Annotated in this window: 14 protein-coding genes and 1 tRNA gene; 4 read left to right on the forward strand and 11 right to left on the reverse strand. The window is 62.6% G+C overall.

Annotated elements, in window-relative coordinates; all coding sequences use genetic code 11:
* Positions 1–80: 80 nt before the first annotated feature.
* The 5 genes from JYG36_RS20760 to dapA all read right to left on the reverse strand — a co-directional run bounded on the left by JYG36_RS20760 (position 81) and on the right by dapA (position 3,769).
* Positions 81–170 (reverse strand) — tRNA-Ser (locus tag JYG36_RS20760).
* Positions 171–263: 93 nt separating this feature from the next.
* Positions 264–974: a phosphoribosylaminoimidazolesuccinocarboxamide synthase gene (purC, locus tag JYG36_RS20765; RefSeq protein ID WP_093386315.1), complete on the reverse strand. Its 711-nt coding sequence runs from the start codon at positions 972–974 to the stop codon at positions 264–266.
* Between the two features lie 27 nt (positions 975–1,001).
* Positions 1,002–1,760 (reverse strand): MBL fold metallo-hydrolase, encoded by a 759-nt coding sequence (locus JYG36_RS20770; RefSeq protein WP_213602159.1) that lies wholly within the window; start codon positions 1,758–1,760, stop codon positions 1,002–1,004.
* Positions 1,761–2,873 carry an NlpB/DapX family lipoprotein gene (gene bamC, locus JYG36_RS20775; protein WP_093386324.1) on the reverse strand — a complete coding sequence of 371 codons (1,113 nt, stop codon included), beginning with the start codon at positions 2,871–2,873 and terminating at the stop codon, positions 1,761–1,763. It lies immediately after the preceding gene.
* Positions 2,874–2,890: 17 nt separating this feature from the next.
* A complete protein-coding gene (gene dapA, locus JYG36_RS20780) occupies positions 2,891–3,769 on the reverse strand; it encodes a 4-hydroxy-tetrahydrodipicolinate synthase (protein ID WP_195885872.1) in 879 nt (292 codons plus the stop codon).
* A 260-nt stretch (positions 3,770–4,029) separates the two neighbouring features.
* Here dapA and JYG36_RS20785 point away from each other — a divergent pair, with 260 nt between their 5' ends.
* Both JYG36_RS20785 and JYG36_RS20790 read left to right on the forward strand, forming a co-directional pair.
* A complete protein-coding gene (locus JYG36_RS20785; protein WP_038996628.1) occupies positions 4,030–4,590 on the forward strand; it encodes a glycine cleavage system transcriptional repressor in 561 nt (186 codons plus the stop codon).
* An 11-nt stretch (positions 4,591–4,601) separates the two neighbouring features.
* Entirely contained in the window at positions 4,602–5,075 is a 474-nt protein-coding gene (locus tag JYG36_RS20790; RefSeq protein WP_213602161.1) for a peroxiredoxin, read from the forward strand.
* Between the two features lie 73 nt (positions 5,076–5,148).
* Here JYG36_RS20790 and JYG36_RS20795 read toward each other — a convergent pair whose 3' ends face one another.
* Together JYG36_RS20795 and JYG36_RS20800 are read right to left on the reverse strand one after the other, a co-directional pair.
* The gene (locus JYG36_RS20795) at positions 5,149–6,219 is read right to left on the reverse strand and encodes an AI-2E family transporter (protein WP_045193511.1); all 1,071 of its coding nucleotides are present in this window, start codon (positions 6,217–6,219) and stop codon (positions 5,149–5,151) included.
* 24 nt (positions 6,220–6,243) lie between these two features.
* The gene (locus tag JYG36_RS20800) at positions 6,244–6,483 is read right to left on the reverse strand and encodes a sulfurtransferase TusA family protein (RefSeq protein ID WP_045193512.1); all 240 of its coding nucleotides are present in this window, start codon (positions 6,481–6,483) and stop codon (positions 6,244–6,246) included.
* 124 nt (positions 6,484–6,607) lie between these two features.
* Here JYG36_RS20800 and JYG36_RS20805 point away from each other — a divergent pair, with 124 nt between their 5' ends.
* Positions 6,608–8,041 (forward strand): M48 family metalloprotease, encoded by a 1,434-nt coding sequence (locus tag JYG36_RS20805; RefSeq protein WP_213602163.1) that lies wholly within the window; start codon positions 6,608–6,610, stop codon positions 8,039–8,041.
* Between the two features lie 69 nt (positions 8,042–8,110).
* On the opposite strand, the gene nadA is transcribed toward JYG36_RS20805, so the two are convergent.
* The 4 genes from nadA to JYG36_RS20825 form a co-directional block, all read right to left on the reverse strand.
* Positions 8,111–9,169 (reverse strand): quinolinate synthase NadA, encoded by a 1,059-nt coding sequence (gene nadA, locus JYG36_RS20810; RefSeq protein ID WP_213602165.1) that lies wholly within the window; start codon positions 9,167–9,169, stop codon positions 8,111–8,113.
* Between the two features lie 226 nt (positions 9,170–9,395).
* The gene (locus JYG36_RS20815; RefSeq protein ID WP_176794291.1) at positions 9,396–10,892 is read right to left on the reverse strand and encodes a YdgA family protein; all 1,497 of its coding nucleotides are present in this window, start codon (positions 10,890–10,892) and stop codon (positions 9,396–9,398) included.
* Positions 10,893–10,946: 54 nt separating this feature from the next.
* Complete coding sequence (locus tag JYG36_RS20820) at positions 10,947–11,816, reverse strand: oxaloacetate decarboxylase (protein ID WP_093386357.1); 870 nt, start codon at positions 11,814–11,816, stop codon at positions 10,947–10,949.
* Between the two features lie 53 nt (positions 11,817–11,869).
* Positions 11,870–12,784 carry a helix-turn-helix domain-containing protein gene (locus tag JYG36_RS20825; protein ID WP_045193518.1) on the reverse strand — a complete coding sequence of 305 codons (915 nt, stop codon included), beginning with the start codon at positions 12,782–12,784 and terminating at the stop codon, positions 11,870–11,872.
* A gap of 174 nt (positions 12,785–12,958) precedes the next feature.
* Between JYG36_RS20825 and JYG36_RS20830 the strand changes: the two genes are divergently transcribed.
* On the forward strand, positions 12,959–14,317 hold the full coding sequence (locus tag JYG36_RS20830; RefSeq protein WP_045193707.1) for a glutamine synthetase family protein: 1,359 nt from the start codon (positions 12,959–12,961) through the stop codon (positions 14,315–14,317).
* The last annotated feature ends 30 nt before the right edge of the window (positions 14,318–14,347 follow it).

Raw genomic sequence — 14,347 nt, forward strand, 5'->3', positions numbered from 1 at the left:
GTCTCCGGCGGCTATTACGCGCAGAAACGAAAAAGCCCCCACAAACATAAATGTTTGCGGGGGCTTTTCTTTACTGCATATGGCGGAGAGATAGGGATTTGAACCCTAGGTACTGTTGCCAGTACAACGGATTTCGAATCCGTCCCGTTCGGCCACTCCGGCATCTCTCCAGTGGCGCGCATGATACCAGCAGTTTGCCGAAAGGCAAAGCCTGTTTGCGAAAAAAATTCGCGTGGTATCAGGCGCTTGCGTGAACTTGCCGGTTACAGCGGCACGCCCAGGCGTTTGGCAACTTCTTCGTAGGCTTCGATAACGTCGCCCAGACCCTGGCGGAAGCGGTCCTTGTCCATCTTCTTGCGGGTTTCTTTGTCCCACAGGCGGCAGCCGTCCGGGCTGAATTCGTCACCCAGGACGATCTCGCCGTGGAATACGCCGAACTCAAGCTTGAAGTCGACCAGCAGCAGGCCAGCGTCGTCGAACAGTTTGTTCAGCACGTCGTTGACCTTGAGCGACAGCTCTTTCATCTTCGCCAGTTGCTCGGCGGTGCCCCAACCGAAGGCCACGACGTGGGATTCGTTGATGAACGGGTCGCCCTTGGCGTCGTCCTTGAGGAACAGCTCGAAGGTGTGCGGGGTGAGCTTCATGCCTTCTTCGACGCCCAGGCGCTTGACCAGGCTGCCGGCGGCGTAGTTGCGCACGACGCATTCGACCGGGATCATGTCGAGCTTCTTGACCAGGCATTCGTTGTCGCCCAGCAGCTTGTCGAACTGGGTCGCAATGCCGGCTTCTTCAAGCTTTTGCATGATGAAGGCGTTGAACTTGTTGTTCACCATGCCCTTGCGGTCGAGCTGTTCGATGCGCTTGCCGTCGAACGCCGAGGTGTCGTTGCGAAACAGCAGGATCAAGCGGTCAGCGTCGTCGGTCTTGTAAACCGACTTGGCTTTGCCGCGGTAGAGTTCTTCACGTTTTTCCATGATGGGCTCCGCTTGGTAAATGATGGGCTAGGCGATTTCACGCCAGTCGAGCCCGGAATCCTGATTGGCCACTTGCAGCCAGTCCGGGTCGCAGCCGAGGGTATCGACGAAGCATTGCCGGGCCAGCTGTGGCTGGTTGTTCTTGCTGCTGAGATGGGCCAGCACCAGGTGTTGCAGGTTCTGCCAGTCCAGCTCCGACACCAGGCGCGCGGCCTGATGGTTGTTCAAATGTCCGTAGTCGCCACCCACCCGCTGCTTCAAAAACATCGGGTACGGCCCGCGTCCGAGCAGGTCGCGACAGTGGTTGGCCTCGATCAGCAGGGCGTCCAGGCCCTGGTAGCTGCTGAGCAGGGCCGCATCATACGAGCCCAGGTCGGTCAGCACGCCAAAGCGCCGGCTGCCATCGCCAAACACGTACTGCAGCGGCTCCAGCGCGTCGTGAGTGACGCCGACGGCGGTAACGCTCAGGTCGCCCAGCTGCAAGGTGTCGTTGGCGGCCAGGAAGCCTGCGGCCTCGACCGGCTTGCGCAAGCCGCGCAAGGTGCCGCGGCTGAGGTAGACCGGTACATTGTAGCGCCGCGACAGCAACCCGACCCCATGCACGTGGTCGGCATGTTCGTGGGTGACCAGCACCGCGCTCAATTGCGCCGCAGAAACGCCGAGCAGCGCCAGGCGCCGCTCGGTTTCACGCAGGGAAAAGCCGCAATCGACCAGCAGCAAGGTATTGCCACTGGCGATCAGCGTGCCATTTCCCTGGCTTCCACTTCCAAGTACGGCGAAGCGCACTTAACCCAGGTTGTCCTGAATCACGCTCAGCACGCGGCGGGCAACGTCTGCCGGGGCCACGGTGTTGATGTTCTTCTCGACGGTGACCTGGACGCTTTCGCCCACCTTGCTCAGGCGAACCTGGTAGCGCTCGGCACGGGCTTCACGCTCTTCCTTGCTCGGCGCACTGCCGAACAGGCGGCTGAAGAAGCCTGGCTGCTCTTTGGTCTCGGCTTTCTCGGCAAGGTTGATGTAGTACAGGCCCAGGCTGCGGTTGATGTCTTCAACACGCCATTCGCCCTGCTCCAGGGCACGGCCAACGCTGGACCAGGCGCGATCGAGGTCGGCGCCCAGGTTCAGTACCGGGTTGCCGCTGCCGTCTTCGCTGAGGCTGACGCGGCTCGGGGTATCGAAGTCGCGGGCGGCAAGCAACGACACCGAACCGCCCTTCTCGGCGCTGCGGGTCATGCTGGCGAGCATTTCGTCGACCAGGATGGCGTCAACACCGGTGTTGGCCGAACGTGCCGGGAATTCCTGCTCGGCAGTGCTGCCGGCCGGGCGTTCGACGGTCACGACGTAGACTTCACTGGTGTTGCGCTGCACGCCCGGCTCGATGCGGATGCGCGCACGGACTTCGTTGTCGCTGCTGCTCGAGGCACTGCCCAGGCGCTTGGCCATGGATGCCGAGAGTTCGTCGAACCGCTGCCAGGTGGTGTTGAATTCGCCGGTTTGCGGACGCTCTTCGGCAATCCGGAAGCCGTTGTCTTCAAAGAACTGACGGGCCACCGGCCAGACTTCGGCCGGCGAGCGCTGGGCCAGGACCCAACGCGAGCTGCCGCTCTTCTGCAGGCTGAAATCGCTGATGTCGGCCGCGGCGTTCAACGGCAGCGGACGCGGCACTTCGAATTCGCCCTTGACGTTGTCGTCGGCGACGTTGCGCGGGATCGGCAGCAGCGGGTCGAGCCGCTTGGCGCTGCTGACGTCCGGTGGCAGCTGCATTGGCGGCTTCTGGGTGGCCTCCAGATAATCGCTGCCACGGTCACGGAAGTAACCCTCTTCGCCCCAGAGCCAGCCGCAACCGCTGGTACTGGAGATGATCAAGGCAAGGGCGGAAAGACCAGCCAATCGCTTCATGCGGTGTACGTCCTCAATTAAAACTTCAGGCCGCACTGGCGCATCGCCTGGCGTACCGTATCGTGACAGGATTCGCTCAGCCAGGTCAGTGGCAGGCGGATGCCCTTGTGCATCAGGCCCATTTCGACCAAAGCCCACTTCACCGGAATCGGGTTGGCTTCGATGAACAGGTCCTTGTGCAGCGGCATCAGTTGTTCGTTGATTGCGCGAGCCTTCTGGGCATTGCCCTCAAGGGCGGCTTCGCACAGATCGGCCATTTCTCGCGGGGCGACGTTGGCGGTAACAGAGATGTTGCCCTTGCCGCCCAGCAGGATCAGCTCGACAGCGGTCGGGTCATCGCCGGACAGGACGATGAAGTCCTTGCTGACGCCGTCAAGGATGGCCTTGGCGCGCTTGAGGTCGCCGGTGGCCTCTTTGATGCCGATGATGTTCGGCACGCTCGACAAACGGATCACGGTCTCGGCCTGCATGTCGCAGGAGGTGCGGCCAGGGACGTTGTAGAGAATCTGCGGGATGTCGACGGCTTCGGCAATGTGCTTGAAGTGCTGGTACAGGCCTTCCTGGGTCGGCTTGTTGTAGTACGGCACCACCAGCAGGCAGGCATCGGCGCCGGCTTCCTTGGCGTTGCGGGTCAGGTGCACGGCTTCGCTGGTGGAGTTGGCGCCGGTGCCGGCGATCACCGGGATACGGCCATTGACCTGCTTGACCACCGCCTTGATGACTTCAATGTGCTCATTGACATCCAGGGTCGCCGACTCGCCGGTAGTACCGACGGCAACGATGGCGTGGGTGCCGTTTTCCAGGTGGAAGTCCACGAGTTTGCTGAGGCTGTCCCAATCAAGACGCCCTTGTGCATCCATGGGTGTGACCAATGCCACCATACTGCCCGCAATCATGAAACTGCTCCTGCCGGAAAAAGAGAGCGGTAATGGTACTGGCGCCATCGGCCTTGCACAAGCGAAGCAGGCGGGCGGAGCATTCCCCTCGGCGGCCATTTTCGCTACCCTTCTGTCTTTGATCGGTACATAGTGGCCCGCCGGGCTGCCGACAATGCGCGTAGCCAGCGCCGCAAGGCTCGATCCTGAGCCCCGGGCGCCTGCCTACCGGCCTTTTTGCCACGTCAGGTACCGACCGCTCATCGCTTTAGGAATGCTGCATGTCCACCCCCACCGTTCGCGAACAATTCCTTGTCATCAGCGCCCTGGGTGCCAATCCCATGGAACTGACCAACATCCTGTGCCGGGCCAGCAACGACAATCGTTGCTCGGTCGTCACCTCGCGCCTGACCCGCCACGGCGAGTGCAGTGCCCTGGTCCTGCAGGTCGCCGGCAGCTGGGACGCCCTGGCGCGCTTCGAAGGCGCCCTGCCGGGCCTGGCCAAGAAGCACACCTTCACCGTCAACGTGGTGCGCAGCGCCGAGCTCGAAGTTCGCCCGCTGTCGCTGCCGTACGTGGCCTATGTCAGCGCCGCCTATCGCCCGGACATCATCAACGAGCTGTGCCAGTTCTTCATCGACCACCATGTGGAGCTGGAGAACCTCACCTGCGACACCTACCAGGCCCCGCAGACCGGCGGCACCATGCTCAACGCCACCTTTACCGTGACCCTGCCGGCAGGTACCCAGATCAGCTGGCTGCGTGACCAGTTCCTGGACTTCTCCGATGCGCTGAACCTGGATGCGCTGATCGAACCGTGGCGCCCACAGAACCCGATGTAAGGAAGCTTTTCATGGCCGTTGAACTCGACCAACCCGTCGCCGATTTTGAGGCCCAGGCCACCAGCGGCCAGACCGTCAGCCTGGCCGGGCTTAAAGGCCAGCAGGTGGTGCTGTACTTCTACCCCAAGGACAGCACCCCGGGGTGCACCACCGAAGGCCAGGGTTTCCGTGACCAGCATGCAGCCTTCGCGGCGGCCAACACCCAGGTGTTCGGCGTATCGCGTGATGGCATCAAGTCCCACGAGAACTTCAAGGCCAAGCAGGCCTTCCCCTTCGAGCTGATCAGCGACAAGGACGAAGCCCTGTGCCAGCTGTTCGACGTGATCAAGCTGAAGAAACTCTACGGCAAGGAATACCTGGGCGTGGACCGCAGCACCTTCCTGATCGACAAGGACGGCGTGCTGCGCAAGGCCTGGCGTGGGGTGAAGGTGCCCGGGCATGTCGATGCCGTACTGGCTGAGGCGCAGACGCTGAACGCAAGATAAGCCAATCGCGGGGCAAGCCCGCTCCCACAGGTTCTTTCACTCACTGTGGGAGCGGGCTTGCCCCGCGATGCTTTTAGAGCAGCGGCGCCACCACCGGCTCTCGCCGCGGCCAGGCATCCAGCACGGCCTTGAACAGGGTCGCCAGCGGGATGGCAAAGAAGATCCCCCAGAACCCCCACAGCCCGCCAAACAGCAGCACCGCGCAGATGATCGCCACCGGGTGCAGGCTCACCGCCTCGGAGAACAGCAGCGGCACCAGCACGTTGCCGTCCAGGGCCTGGATGATCGCGTACACCGCCATCAGGTAAATGAACTGATCACCCCAGCCCCACTGGAACAGCGCAATCAGGGTTACCGGTACGGTCACCACCACCGCGCCGACATAGGGCACCACCACCGACAGGCCGACCAGCAGGGCCAGCAACGCCGCATAGTTGAGCCCCAGGCTGATGAAGGCGATGTAGGTGGCCACGCCACAGATCAGAATCTCGATGCCCTTGCCGCGAATGTAGTTGGCGATCTGCCGGTTCATTTCTTCGGCCACCCGGGTCATCAGCGCCCGCTCCTTGGGCAGGTAGCCACTGACCCAATCGGCGATCTGCTCGCGGTCCTTGAGAAAGAAGAACACCAGGATCGGCACCAGCACCAGGTAGATCATGATGTTGACCAGCAGCGGCAGGCTCGACAGCGAGAAGGTCAGCGCCCACTGGCCGAACTTGCCGATCTCGCCGCGCATCACCTCGATGGCCTGCAGCACCTGCTCGTCGGAGACCAGGTGCGGGTAGCGCTCGGGCAACAGCAACAGCAGCGACTGCCACTTGCCGAGCATGCCCGGCAGTTCATTGAACAGGGTGATCAACTGATGCCAGAGCAGCGGCACCAGCACCAGCAGGAACACCGCCAGGGCGCCCATGAACAGCATGAACACCAGCCCGACCGCATAGCGCGTGGGCACCCGCAGGCGCTCCAGGGCGTTGACCAGGCCTTGCATCAGGAACGCCAGAACCATCCCCGCCAGCACCGGCGCGAGCATGCCACCGAGGGTCAGGACGGCGGTGAACGCCAGAAACAGCAAGACCGCCAGCACCACCGCTTCTTCATCGGAGAAGTAGCGCTGCATCCAGTCGCGAAGCACCTTGAACATTGACGATCCTTTAACAGAAAAAACTCAGGCCTTCTTCAGCCAGTAGGTGTAAACACCGGCCTCGGCCTCTTCGAGCAGCAGCGTATGACCGGCCAATCGGGCAAAAGTGCGAAAGTCGCGCTGGGAACCGGCGTCGGTGGCAATCACCTTGAGCACCGCGCCAGTGGCCAGGCGATTGAGCTCCATCTTCGCCTTGAGCAGCGGCAGCGGGCAGTTCAGCCCGCTGGCGTCGAGTTCGGCGTCATGGGTCGGGGTCTCGCTCATGGGGGTCTCCAGGCAGGAATGCGGGCACAGGTAGCATTTTGAACAAGCCCGGTAGGATACCGCCACTGGTCGCCAACGTGCGAGCGGGCTACAGTAAGGTTCTTTGTCGACCAGAGCTTCGTGCATGAATTTTCTGCGCCCTACCCTGCTGACGCTGGCCTGTTTGATGGCGCTCCCCAGCCATGCCGACGACCTGCCGTCACTCGGCGACGCCAGTTCTGCCATTGTCTCCCCGCAACAGGAACACCAGCTGGGCCGCGCCTGGCTCAGCCTGCTGCGGGGCAATGTCAACCAACTGAACGATCCCCAGCTCAAGGATTACGTCGAAACCAGCGTCTACCGCCTGGCCGAAACCAGCCAGTTGCAGGACCGGCGCCTGGAGTTCATCCTCATCGACAGCCGCGAACTCAACGCCTTTGCCGCCCCCGGCGGGATCGTCGGGGTCAACGGCGGGCTGTTCCTCAATGCCCAGACCGAAGGCGAATACGCCTCGGTACTGGCCCACGAACTGGCGCACTTGTCGCAACGCCACTTCGCCCGCGGCGTCGAGGCCCAGCAGCGCATGCAGTTGCCGATGATGGGCGCGCTGCTGATCGGTATCGTCGCCGCCGCGGCAGGTGCCGGTGATGCCGGTATTGCCGCAATTGCCGGCACCCAGGCGGCCGCCATCCAGGAGCAGCGGCGCTTCTCGCGGCAGAACGAACAGGAAGCCGACCGCATCGGTATCCTCAACCTTGAGAAGGCCGGCTATGATCCGCGCAACATGCCGACCATGTTCGAGCGCCTGATGCGTCAGTACCGCTATGACGCCAAGCCGCCGGAATTCCTTCTGACTCACCCGGTTACCGAATCGCGCATCGCCGACACCCGCAACCGCGCCGAACAGGCGCCCAAGGGTGGCACCGAAGACAGCATGCGCTACCAGCTGATTCGTGCCCGGGTGGCGCTGATCTACGAAGGCACCCCCGGCCTTGCCGCCAAGCGCTTCCAGGCCCAGCTCGACGAAAATCCGCAGATGGACGCCGCCCGCTACGGCCTGGCGCTGGCGCAGATCAAGGGCGGGCGCCTGAACGAGGCGCGCGAGAACCTCAAGCCGCTGCTGGCCAAGGCGCCCAACGACATCACCTACAACCTGGCGCAGATCGACCTGGACATCACCAACAACCGCCTGCCCGATGCCCAGCAACGGGTCGAGCGGATGCGCAGCCTGTACCCGGCCAACTACCCGCTGCAACAGGCGCGCATCGACCTGCTGCTCAAGCAGAACCGCCCTGCCGAGGCAGAGAAGGCGCTGGATGCGCTACTCAAGAACCGTCCTGAAGACCCGGACGTCTGGTATAACGTGGCGGAAGTACGTGGCCTTTCGGGCAACACCATCGGCCTGCACCAGGCCCGCGCCGAATACTTTGCCCTGGTGGGCGACTTCGACCAGGCCCTGCAGCAGCTCGACTACGCCAAGCAGCGCGCCGGCAACAACTTCGTCCTGGCGTCGAAGATCGATGCGCGTCAGCGCGAGCTGATGGAGCAACAGCGGATGGTCAAGGACATGATGCGCTAACACCGCAAAAAGCATCGCGGGGCAAGCCCGCTCCTACCGTAGGAGCGGGCTTGCCCCGCGAAGGCGTCGTCAGGCGTTACCGGACAACTTCATCCGCGCCGCCTGGGTGAAGTCGAGCATGCGCTTGAGCGGCTTGATCGCCTGGGGGATCAACGCCGGCTCAACGAAAATCTCGTTAGTGCCTTCCCGCAGGCACTGCAAGGTGCGCTCCAGGGTATTCATCGCCATCCACGGGCAATGCGCGCAGCTGCGGCAGGCCGCGCCGTTACCGGCGGTAGGCGCTTCGATGAAGATCTTTTCGGGGCACAGCTGCTGCATCTTGTAGAAGATGCCGCGGTCGGTGGCGACGATGAAGGTCTTGTTCGGCAGGGTCTGCGCCGCAGCAATCAGCTGGCTGGTGGAGCCCACTGCGTCGGCCAGCTCGATCACCGCCTCGGGCGACTCCGGATGCACCAGGATCGCCGCCTCCGGGTACAGCGCCTTCATGTCGGCCAGCTGGCGCGACTTGAACTCTTCGTGAACGATGCAGGCACCGTCCCACAGCAGCATGTCGGCGCCGGTCTGTTTCTGGATGTAGCGGCCCAGGTGCTGGTCCGGGCCCCAGATGATGGTCTCGCCGTTGTCCATCAGGCTTTCGACGATTTCCAGCGCGCAGCTTGAGGTCACTACCCAGTCGGCGCGGGCCTTGACCGCCGCCGAGGTGTTGGCATACACCACCACGGTGCGCTCGGGGTGCTTGTCGCAGAACGCCGAGAACTCTTCAACCGGGCAGCCCAGGTCGAGCGAGCAGGTCGCCTCGAGGGTCGGCATCAGCACGCGCTTTTCCGGGGTGAGGATCTTGGCCGTCTCGCCCATGAAGCGCACCCCGGCGACCACCACGGTCGAGGCCGCGTGGTTCTTGCCGAAGCGGGCCATTTCCAGCGAGTCGGACACGCAGCCACCGGTTTCCTCGGCCAGGGCCTGGATCACCGGGTCGCAATAGTAGTGGGCAACCAGCACCGCATTTTGCGCCTTGAGTTCGGCGGCAATGGCGGCGCGGTAGTCGGCCTCTTGCTCGGGCGTCAGCGGCGTGGGCTGCTTGGCATCGAGGTGAGCCTGGACGAGAAGGCGTTCGGAAATCTGGGTCATGATCGCTGGACCTGCAGGCGCTTGAGCGCGTAAGTCGAGTGTATCACCGAGCCCTGGCAAATCGGCTACAGGCTCCACAGGCAGGGCAAAACAGCCTTGCGCACAGAACCACGGACCAGCTGCGGCCTCGGGTTTTTATAGGATGCCGAAGGCTACAGATAATCGAATGAATTCAAAAGGTTTTTTTAGTGAAACAAGCCCGGGGCGGGCGCCCCGGGCCTGAACATCAACCGCCGGTCGCCTGCATTGCGCTGGCGTTGGCCATGATCACGCTGGCGAACTGCTCAACGGTCATCTTCTGGCCGTTGAAGTCGACCATGCCATCGGCATAGTGCAGCGAGGTAACAATGTCATTGCCCTCGACCTTGGCCATCTGGCTCTGCACCGCCATCATGCTGACCATTTCCCCGGCCTGGGCCGCTTGCTGGGAAACAATGGCAGCATCGGTCTGGCCTTCGAACTGCGCCTGCAGGGTCGCCAGGTCACCGATCATCGGCTTGGACAGCGACAGCTTGCTCTGCAGCTGGGTGATCAGCTGCTTGGACAGCTCCTCGGGTGGCAGCTCCAGGGAGGTCGGGTTGGCCAGGTCGACGCTGAAGCTGAAACGGCTTTCGCCATTGGCAGTCTTGAACGACAGGTTCTCCAGGGCGATCTGCGGCTTGGCTGCCAGCAGGCGCTGCACATCGCTGCGCACCTGGGCCGTTTCAGCCTCGGTCATCGCCAGGTCCGGCATGCCTGCACCTTCGGCAGCGGCCTGCTGGAACTCAGGCAGGCGGCTCTGGTACCAGCCGATCAGTGCCTGCATGGCCGGGATGTCGAGACGCTTGAGACTCCAGACCATCTCGCCGGCACCGATGGCCTTGCCGTCAAAGTTGATGTCGCCAACCTTGTATTCCATGCGTGCCGAGAGCTTGTCGCCGTCGTTCTTGTACTCGTTGTTCTGCGCCAGGCCCTTGAGCTTCAGGACCTTTTGCTCATCGCCGAAGGTGGCGACCGTATCAGCCACGGCCATGTCCATCTTGCCGACATAGAAGCCGAACGGCGTCTTGGTCATGTCGCCGGTCAGGCTCAGGCCCTTGATCTCGACTTTCAGCACTTTGCTGTCAGGGTCGACCAGGTTCAGGCTCAGGCCGCCCGACTGGCCGGTGAGCTGCACGTGTTCGGCGCCTTCGTTGCCGTGGCCGGTGACTTCAAACCCGGAGAACTTCAGCGACGAGCCGTCCTTGCTCCACTCGATCGGCGCCACCTGGAAAGCGCTGTCCATCGAGCGATCGTAGCCGTAGGCAACCTGGCCTTGCAGCGGCGAAACGTCTTTGGTCAGGGCGAACCAGTCGGCGGTGGCCGCGTCTTTTTCCAGGCTGTAATGACTGGCTGCCATGACCGGCATCAGCTTCAGCGCCTTGACCCGCGACAGCGGCAACGGCCCGTGTTCGATCTGGTCGACAAAATTCAGCTCGAAGCTTTTGCTGTCTTCGCCAACCTGCAGGTTTTTTACCTTGAGGCGGTATTTGGCGGTACTGCTGAACAGATGGCTGTCCAGCGATACCAGCTCAAGCTCCACGAGGGTGTCCATACCCACCAGCGCCTGCTTGGTCTGGGCGTTGGATTCGGCGATGGTGGTTGCCAGCACGCCTGGCAGTTGCTTGCCGGTGTACCAGGCACCCGCGGTGCACACCGCTGCCACTGCCACTGCGAGGCCGAGTACGCCTGTAGATTTCTTCATGAATTGTTTCGCTTCCATTTGTAGAGAGTTGTTGCGTTGACTAAGCCTTGCGGCCTATTCGTTGACGTCCATGTACTCGCGGGCCCAGACGATGTAGTCGTCCGGTTGCGTGTAGGTATGGGTGAGTTCGGTGGCGCTCAGGTCCGAGGTGCTGCAGGTGATGCCGCGCTGCTCGCGCAGGCAGTCGTAGGTGGCCTTGATCGCGGCAAAGTAGGCACCATGGCCATCGACGGCAATGCGCACACCCAGTTCGGCCAGGCGCGCATCATCATGCAGTTGCGGGTTGCCGTAGGTGACCAGCATCAGCGGCACGCTCAGGTGTGCGGCAATCTGTTCCAGGTGTTCGAAGTCGCGGATACCGACAATGCACAAGGCGTCTGCGCCGGCGTTCTGGTAGGCCACGGTGCGGGCGATGACTTCTTCGGTGGCAATCAGCGCCGCGTTGGTGCGGGCAATGATCGACAGCTCCGGGTCAACTCGCGCCTCCAGCGCCGCGCGGATCTTGCCGACGCCTTCGGCGATGCTGATCAGGTCGGTGGACTTGCGCCCGAACTGGGCCGGCAGCAGGGTGTCCTCGATGGTCAGCGCGGCAATCCCGGCACGCTCAAGCTCGGTCACCGTCCGCATCACGTTGAGCGCGTTGCCATAGCCGTGGTCGGCGTCAGCAATTACCGGCAGTTGCGCCACCCGGCCGATCCGCGTCGCCTGCTCGGCGAATTCGCTCAGGCTGATCAGGGCAAAGTCAGGGGCGGCTAGCACCTGCAGGGAGGCCACCGAACCGCCGAGGATCCCCACCTCGAAGCCCAGGTCAGCGGCAATGCGCGCCGACATCGGATCGAAAACAGAGGCGGTGTGGTAGCAGGCAGGTGAGGCAAGCAGTTGGCGGAACGCGCGACGCAGGTCTTGGTGGGAGGCTCTTGGCATGGTCTTTCCAGGCTATCGACTTCATTTAGTAGGTCGAACATTACCACTGCTGGCTATCTGACTGACAGCGCCACGCGCTTCAAGGTCTCGCTGGGCAGCTCCTTGAACAGCTTGCGGTAGCTGTCGGAAAACCGTCCCAGGTGCCAGAACGACCAATGCATGGCCACTTCGGCGACGGTGGTATCGCTGGGCGTGCAACTGAGCAATTCACGCCGTGCACTGTTGAGCCGGCGCAAGCGCAGCCACTGCGCCGGGGCCATGCCGGTGAAGGTCTTGAAGGCGTGCTGCAGCTGGCGCAGGGACACCCCGGCAACCTGCGAAAGCTCAAGCAGATTGAGGGTTTCTTCCGGGCAATCTGCCGCCCATTCGCCAACCTTGCGCATGATTGCGCGCTCTTCGGTACGCCGCCACAACGCCCCGCGATCGAGGCAGATGCACGCGTTATCGAGGATGAACAGGCAGTCTTCCAGCAACTGCGCGGCCAATGCGTCCTGGCTTGGCGGGTCGATGGTCTGCGAGATGCGCGTGAGGGTGCCGCTCAGCCACCGGCTGAACAGCTCGTTCTGCATCGAGTTCAACGGCGCCATGAACAGCCCGTCGAGGCGGGCGATGTCCAGGCTGTGGCGCTGGACGAATTCCGGGCCGAACACCACGGCCACTTCCTGGTAGTTCTCCGGGGTGATCCAGATGTTGCGGCTTTCGCCATTGAGCACGTAAAGGCTGTGATCGTTGCGGTCGAAACAGAACGCCAGGGAGCCGGCCGGCGCACTGAAATTCTGTTCGACCCGGGTGTTCATGCACTCCTCGTAGATCTCCACGCCCTGCAGGTCGAGGCAGCGCAGCTGGCCGGCGAAATGCCCGGGAGACATCTGTTGGTAATGCTGGGTCCAGCCCGGGGTGGCACGGACCTGTTCGGTGACATCGGCGGTATTGAAAGCTTGAACCCGCAAAGGCGTTGACGCTGTCATGAGCTGCTCTTTATGCACTCTTTTGGTGCATTTTAGTCTTGCTGAAAGTGGATAGATCGAATGCGCAAGCGTCACCCAAGATAGACCTCAACGCGCTACAGGGGAAGCCGCTTGGGTGGCAAGCCGGTCGTAACTGCCGGTCCTGGCGTGGATAAAACCAACAACGAGGTCTTTATGAATGCCCCTTTCGATCAGCTGTCTGCGTGGCTGAAAGAACACAAGATTACCGAAGTCGAGTGCGTGGTCAGTGATCTGACCGGTATCGCCCGCGGCAAGATCGCACCGACCAACAAGTTCCTGCATGAACGAGGCATGCGCCTGCCGGAAAGTGTGCTTCTGCAAACGGTAACCGGGGACTTTGTCGACGACGACATCTACTACGACCTGCTCGATCCGGCCGACATCGACATGGTCTGCCGCCCGGATTCGGCGGCGGTGTACGTGGTGCCATGGGCCATCGAGCCGACCGCCGTGGTGATCCACGACACCTTCGACAAGCAAGGTAACCCGATCGAGCTGTCGCCGCGCAACGTGCTCAAGAAAGTCCTCAAGCTCTACACCGACAAGGGCTGGCAGCCCATCGTCGCCCCGGAGATGGAGTTCTACCTGACCCAGCGCTGCGAAGACCCGGACTTGCCGCTGCAGGCACCACTGGGCCGTTCGGGCCGGGCCGAAAGCGGCCGCCAGTCGTTCTCGATCGATGCCGCCAACGAATTCGACCCGCTGTTCGAAGACGTCTATGACTGGTGCGAAGCCCAGGGCCTGGACCTCGACACGCTGATCCACGAAGACGGCCCGGCGCAGATGGAAATCAACTTCCGTCACGGCGACGCCCTCGACCTTGCCGACCAGATCACCGTGTTCAAGCGCACCATGCGCGAGGCGGCGCTCAAGCACAACGTCACCGCCACCTTCATGGCCAAGCCGGTGGGCGACGAGCCGGGCAGCGCCATGCACCTGCACCAGAGCGTGGTCGACATCGCCACCGGCAAGCCGATCTTCGTCGACGACAACGGGCAAATGAGCGAGCTGTTTCTGCATCACATCGGCGGCTTGCAAAAGTACATCCCCAAAGTGCTGCCGATGTTCGCCCCCAACGTCAACTCGTTCCGCCGTTTCCTGCCCGACACCTCGGCGCCGGTGAACGTCGAATGGGGCGAAGAGAACCGCACCGTGGGCCTGCGCGTACCGACCTCGAGCCCCGAGGCGATGCGCGTGGAAAACCGCCTGCCCGGCGCCGATGCCAACCCTTACCTGGCGATTGCCGCCAGCCTGCTGTGCGGCTACCTGGGCATGGTCGAGAAGATCAACCCCAGTGCCCCTGTGCAGGGCCGCGCCTACGAGCGGCGCAACCTGCGCCTGCCGATCACCATCGAAGACGCCCTGGCGCACATGGAAGACTGCCCGACCATCGAGCAGTACCTGGGCAGCAAGTTCGTCCGCGGCTACGTGGCGGTCAAGCGTGCCGAGCACGAGAACTTCAAACGGGTGATCAGCTCCTGGGAGCGCGAATTCCTGCTGCTCAGCGTCTGAGCCCGAGCTTGTAACAAGTATCGAAAACAA

Source organism: Pseudomonas sp. SORT22 (assembly GCF_018417635.1).
In the GTDB taxonomy this organism is placed as follows: domain Bacteria; phylum Pseudomonadota; class Gammaproteobacteria; order Pseudomonadales; family Pseudomonadaceae; genus Aquipseudomonas.

Excerpts from the sequence above, each read along its gene's own strand:
- purC (WP_093386315.1), bottom strand. The coding sequence starts at position 974 with ATGGAAAAACGTGAAGAACTCTACCGCGGCAAAGCCAAGTCGGTTTAC.
- JYG36_RS20830 (WP_045193707.1), top strand. The coding sequence starts at position 12,959 with ATGAATGCCCCTTTCGATCAGCTGTCTGCGTGGCTGAAAGAACACAAG.
- dapA (WP_195885872.1), bottom strand. The coding sequence starts at position 3,769 with ATGATTGCGGGCAGTATGGTGGCATTGGTCACACCCATGGATGCACAA.
- JYG36_RS20790 (WP_213602161.1), top strand. The coding sequence starts at position 4,602 with ATGGCCGTTGAACTCGACCAACCCGTCGCCGATTTTGAGGCCCAGGCC.
- JYG36_RS20785 (WP_038996628.1), top strand. The coding sequence starts at position 4,030 with ATGTCCACCCCCACCGTTCGCGAACAATTCCTTGTCATCAGCGCCCTG.
- bamC (WP_093386324.1), bottom strand. The coding sequence starts at position 2,873 with ATGAAGCGATTGGCTGGTCTTTCCGCCCTTGCCTTGATCATCTCCAGT.
- JYG36_RS20800 (WP_045193512.1), bottom strand. The coding sequence starts at position 6,483 with ATGAGCGAGACCCCGACCCATGACGCCGAACTCGACGCCAGCGGGCTG.
- JYG36_RS20825 (WP_045193518.1), bottom strand. The coding sequence starts at position 12,784 with ATGACAGCGTCAACGCCTTTGCGGGTTCAAGCTTTCAATACCGCCGAT.
- JYG36_RS20795 (WP_045193511.1), bottom strand. The coding sequence starts at position 6,219 with ATGTTCAAGGTGCTTCGCGACTGGATGCAGCGCTACTTCTCCGATGAA.
- JYG36_RS20820 (WP_093386357.1), bottom strand. The coding sequence starts at position 11,816 with ATGCCAAGAGCCTCCCACCAAGACCTGCGTCGCGCGTTCCGCCAACTG.
- nadA (WP_213602165.1), bottom strand. The coding sequence starts at position 9,169 with ATGACCCAGATTTCCGAACGCCTTCTCGTCCAGGCTCACCTCGATGCC.
- JYG36_RS20805 (WP_213602163.1), top strand. The coding sequence starts at position 6,608 with ATGAATTTTCTGCGCCCTACCCTGCTGACGCTGGCCTGTTTGATGGCG.
- JYG36_RS20815 (WP_176794291.1), bottom strand. The coding sequence starts at position 10,892 with ATGAAGAAATCTACAGGCGTACTCGGCCTCGCAGTGGCAGTGGCAGCG.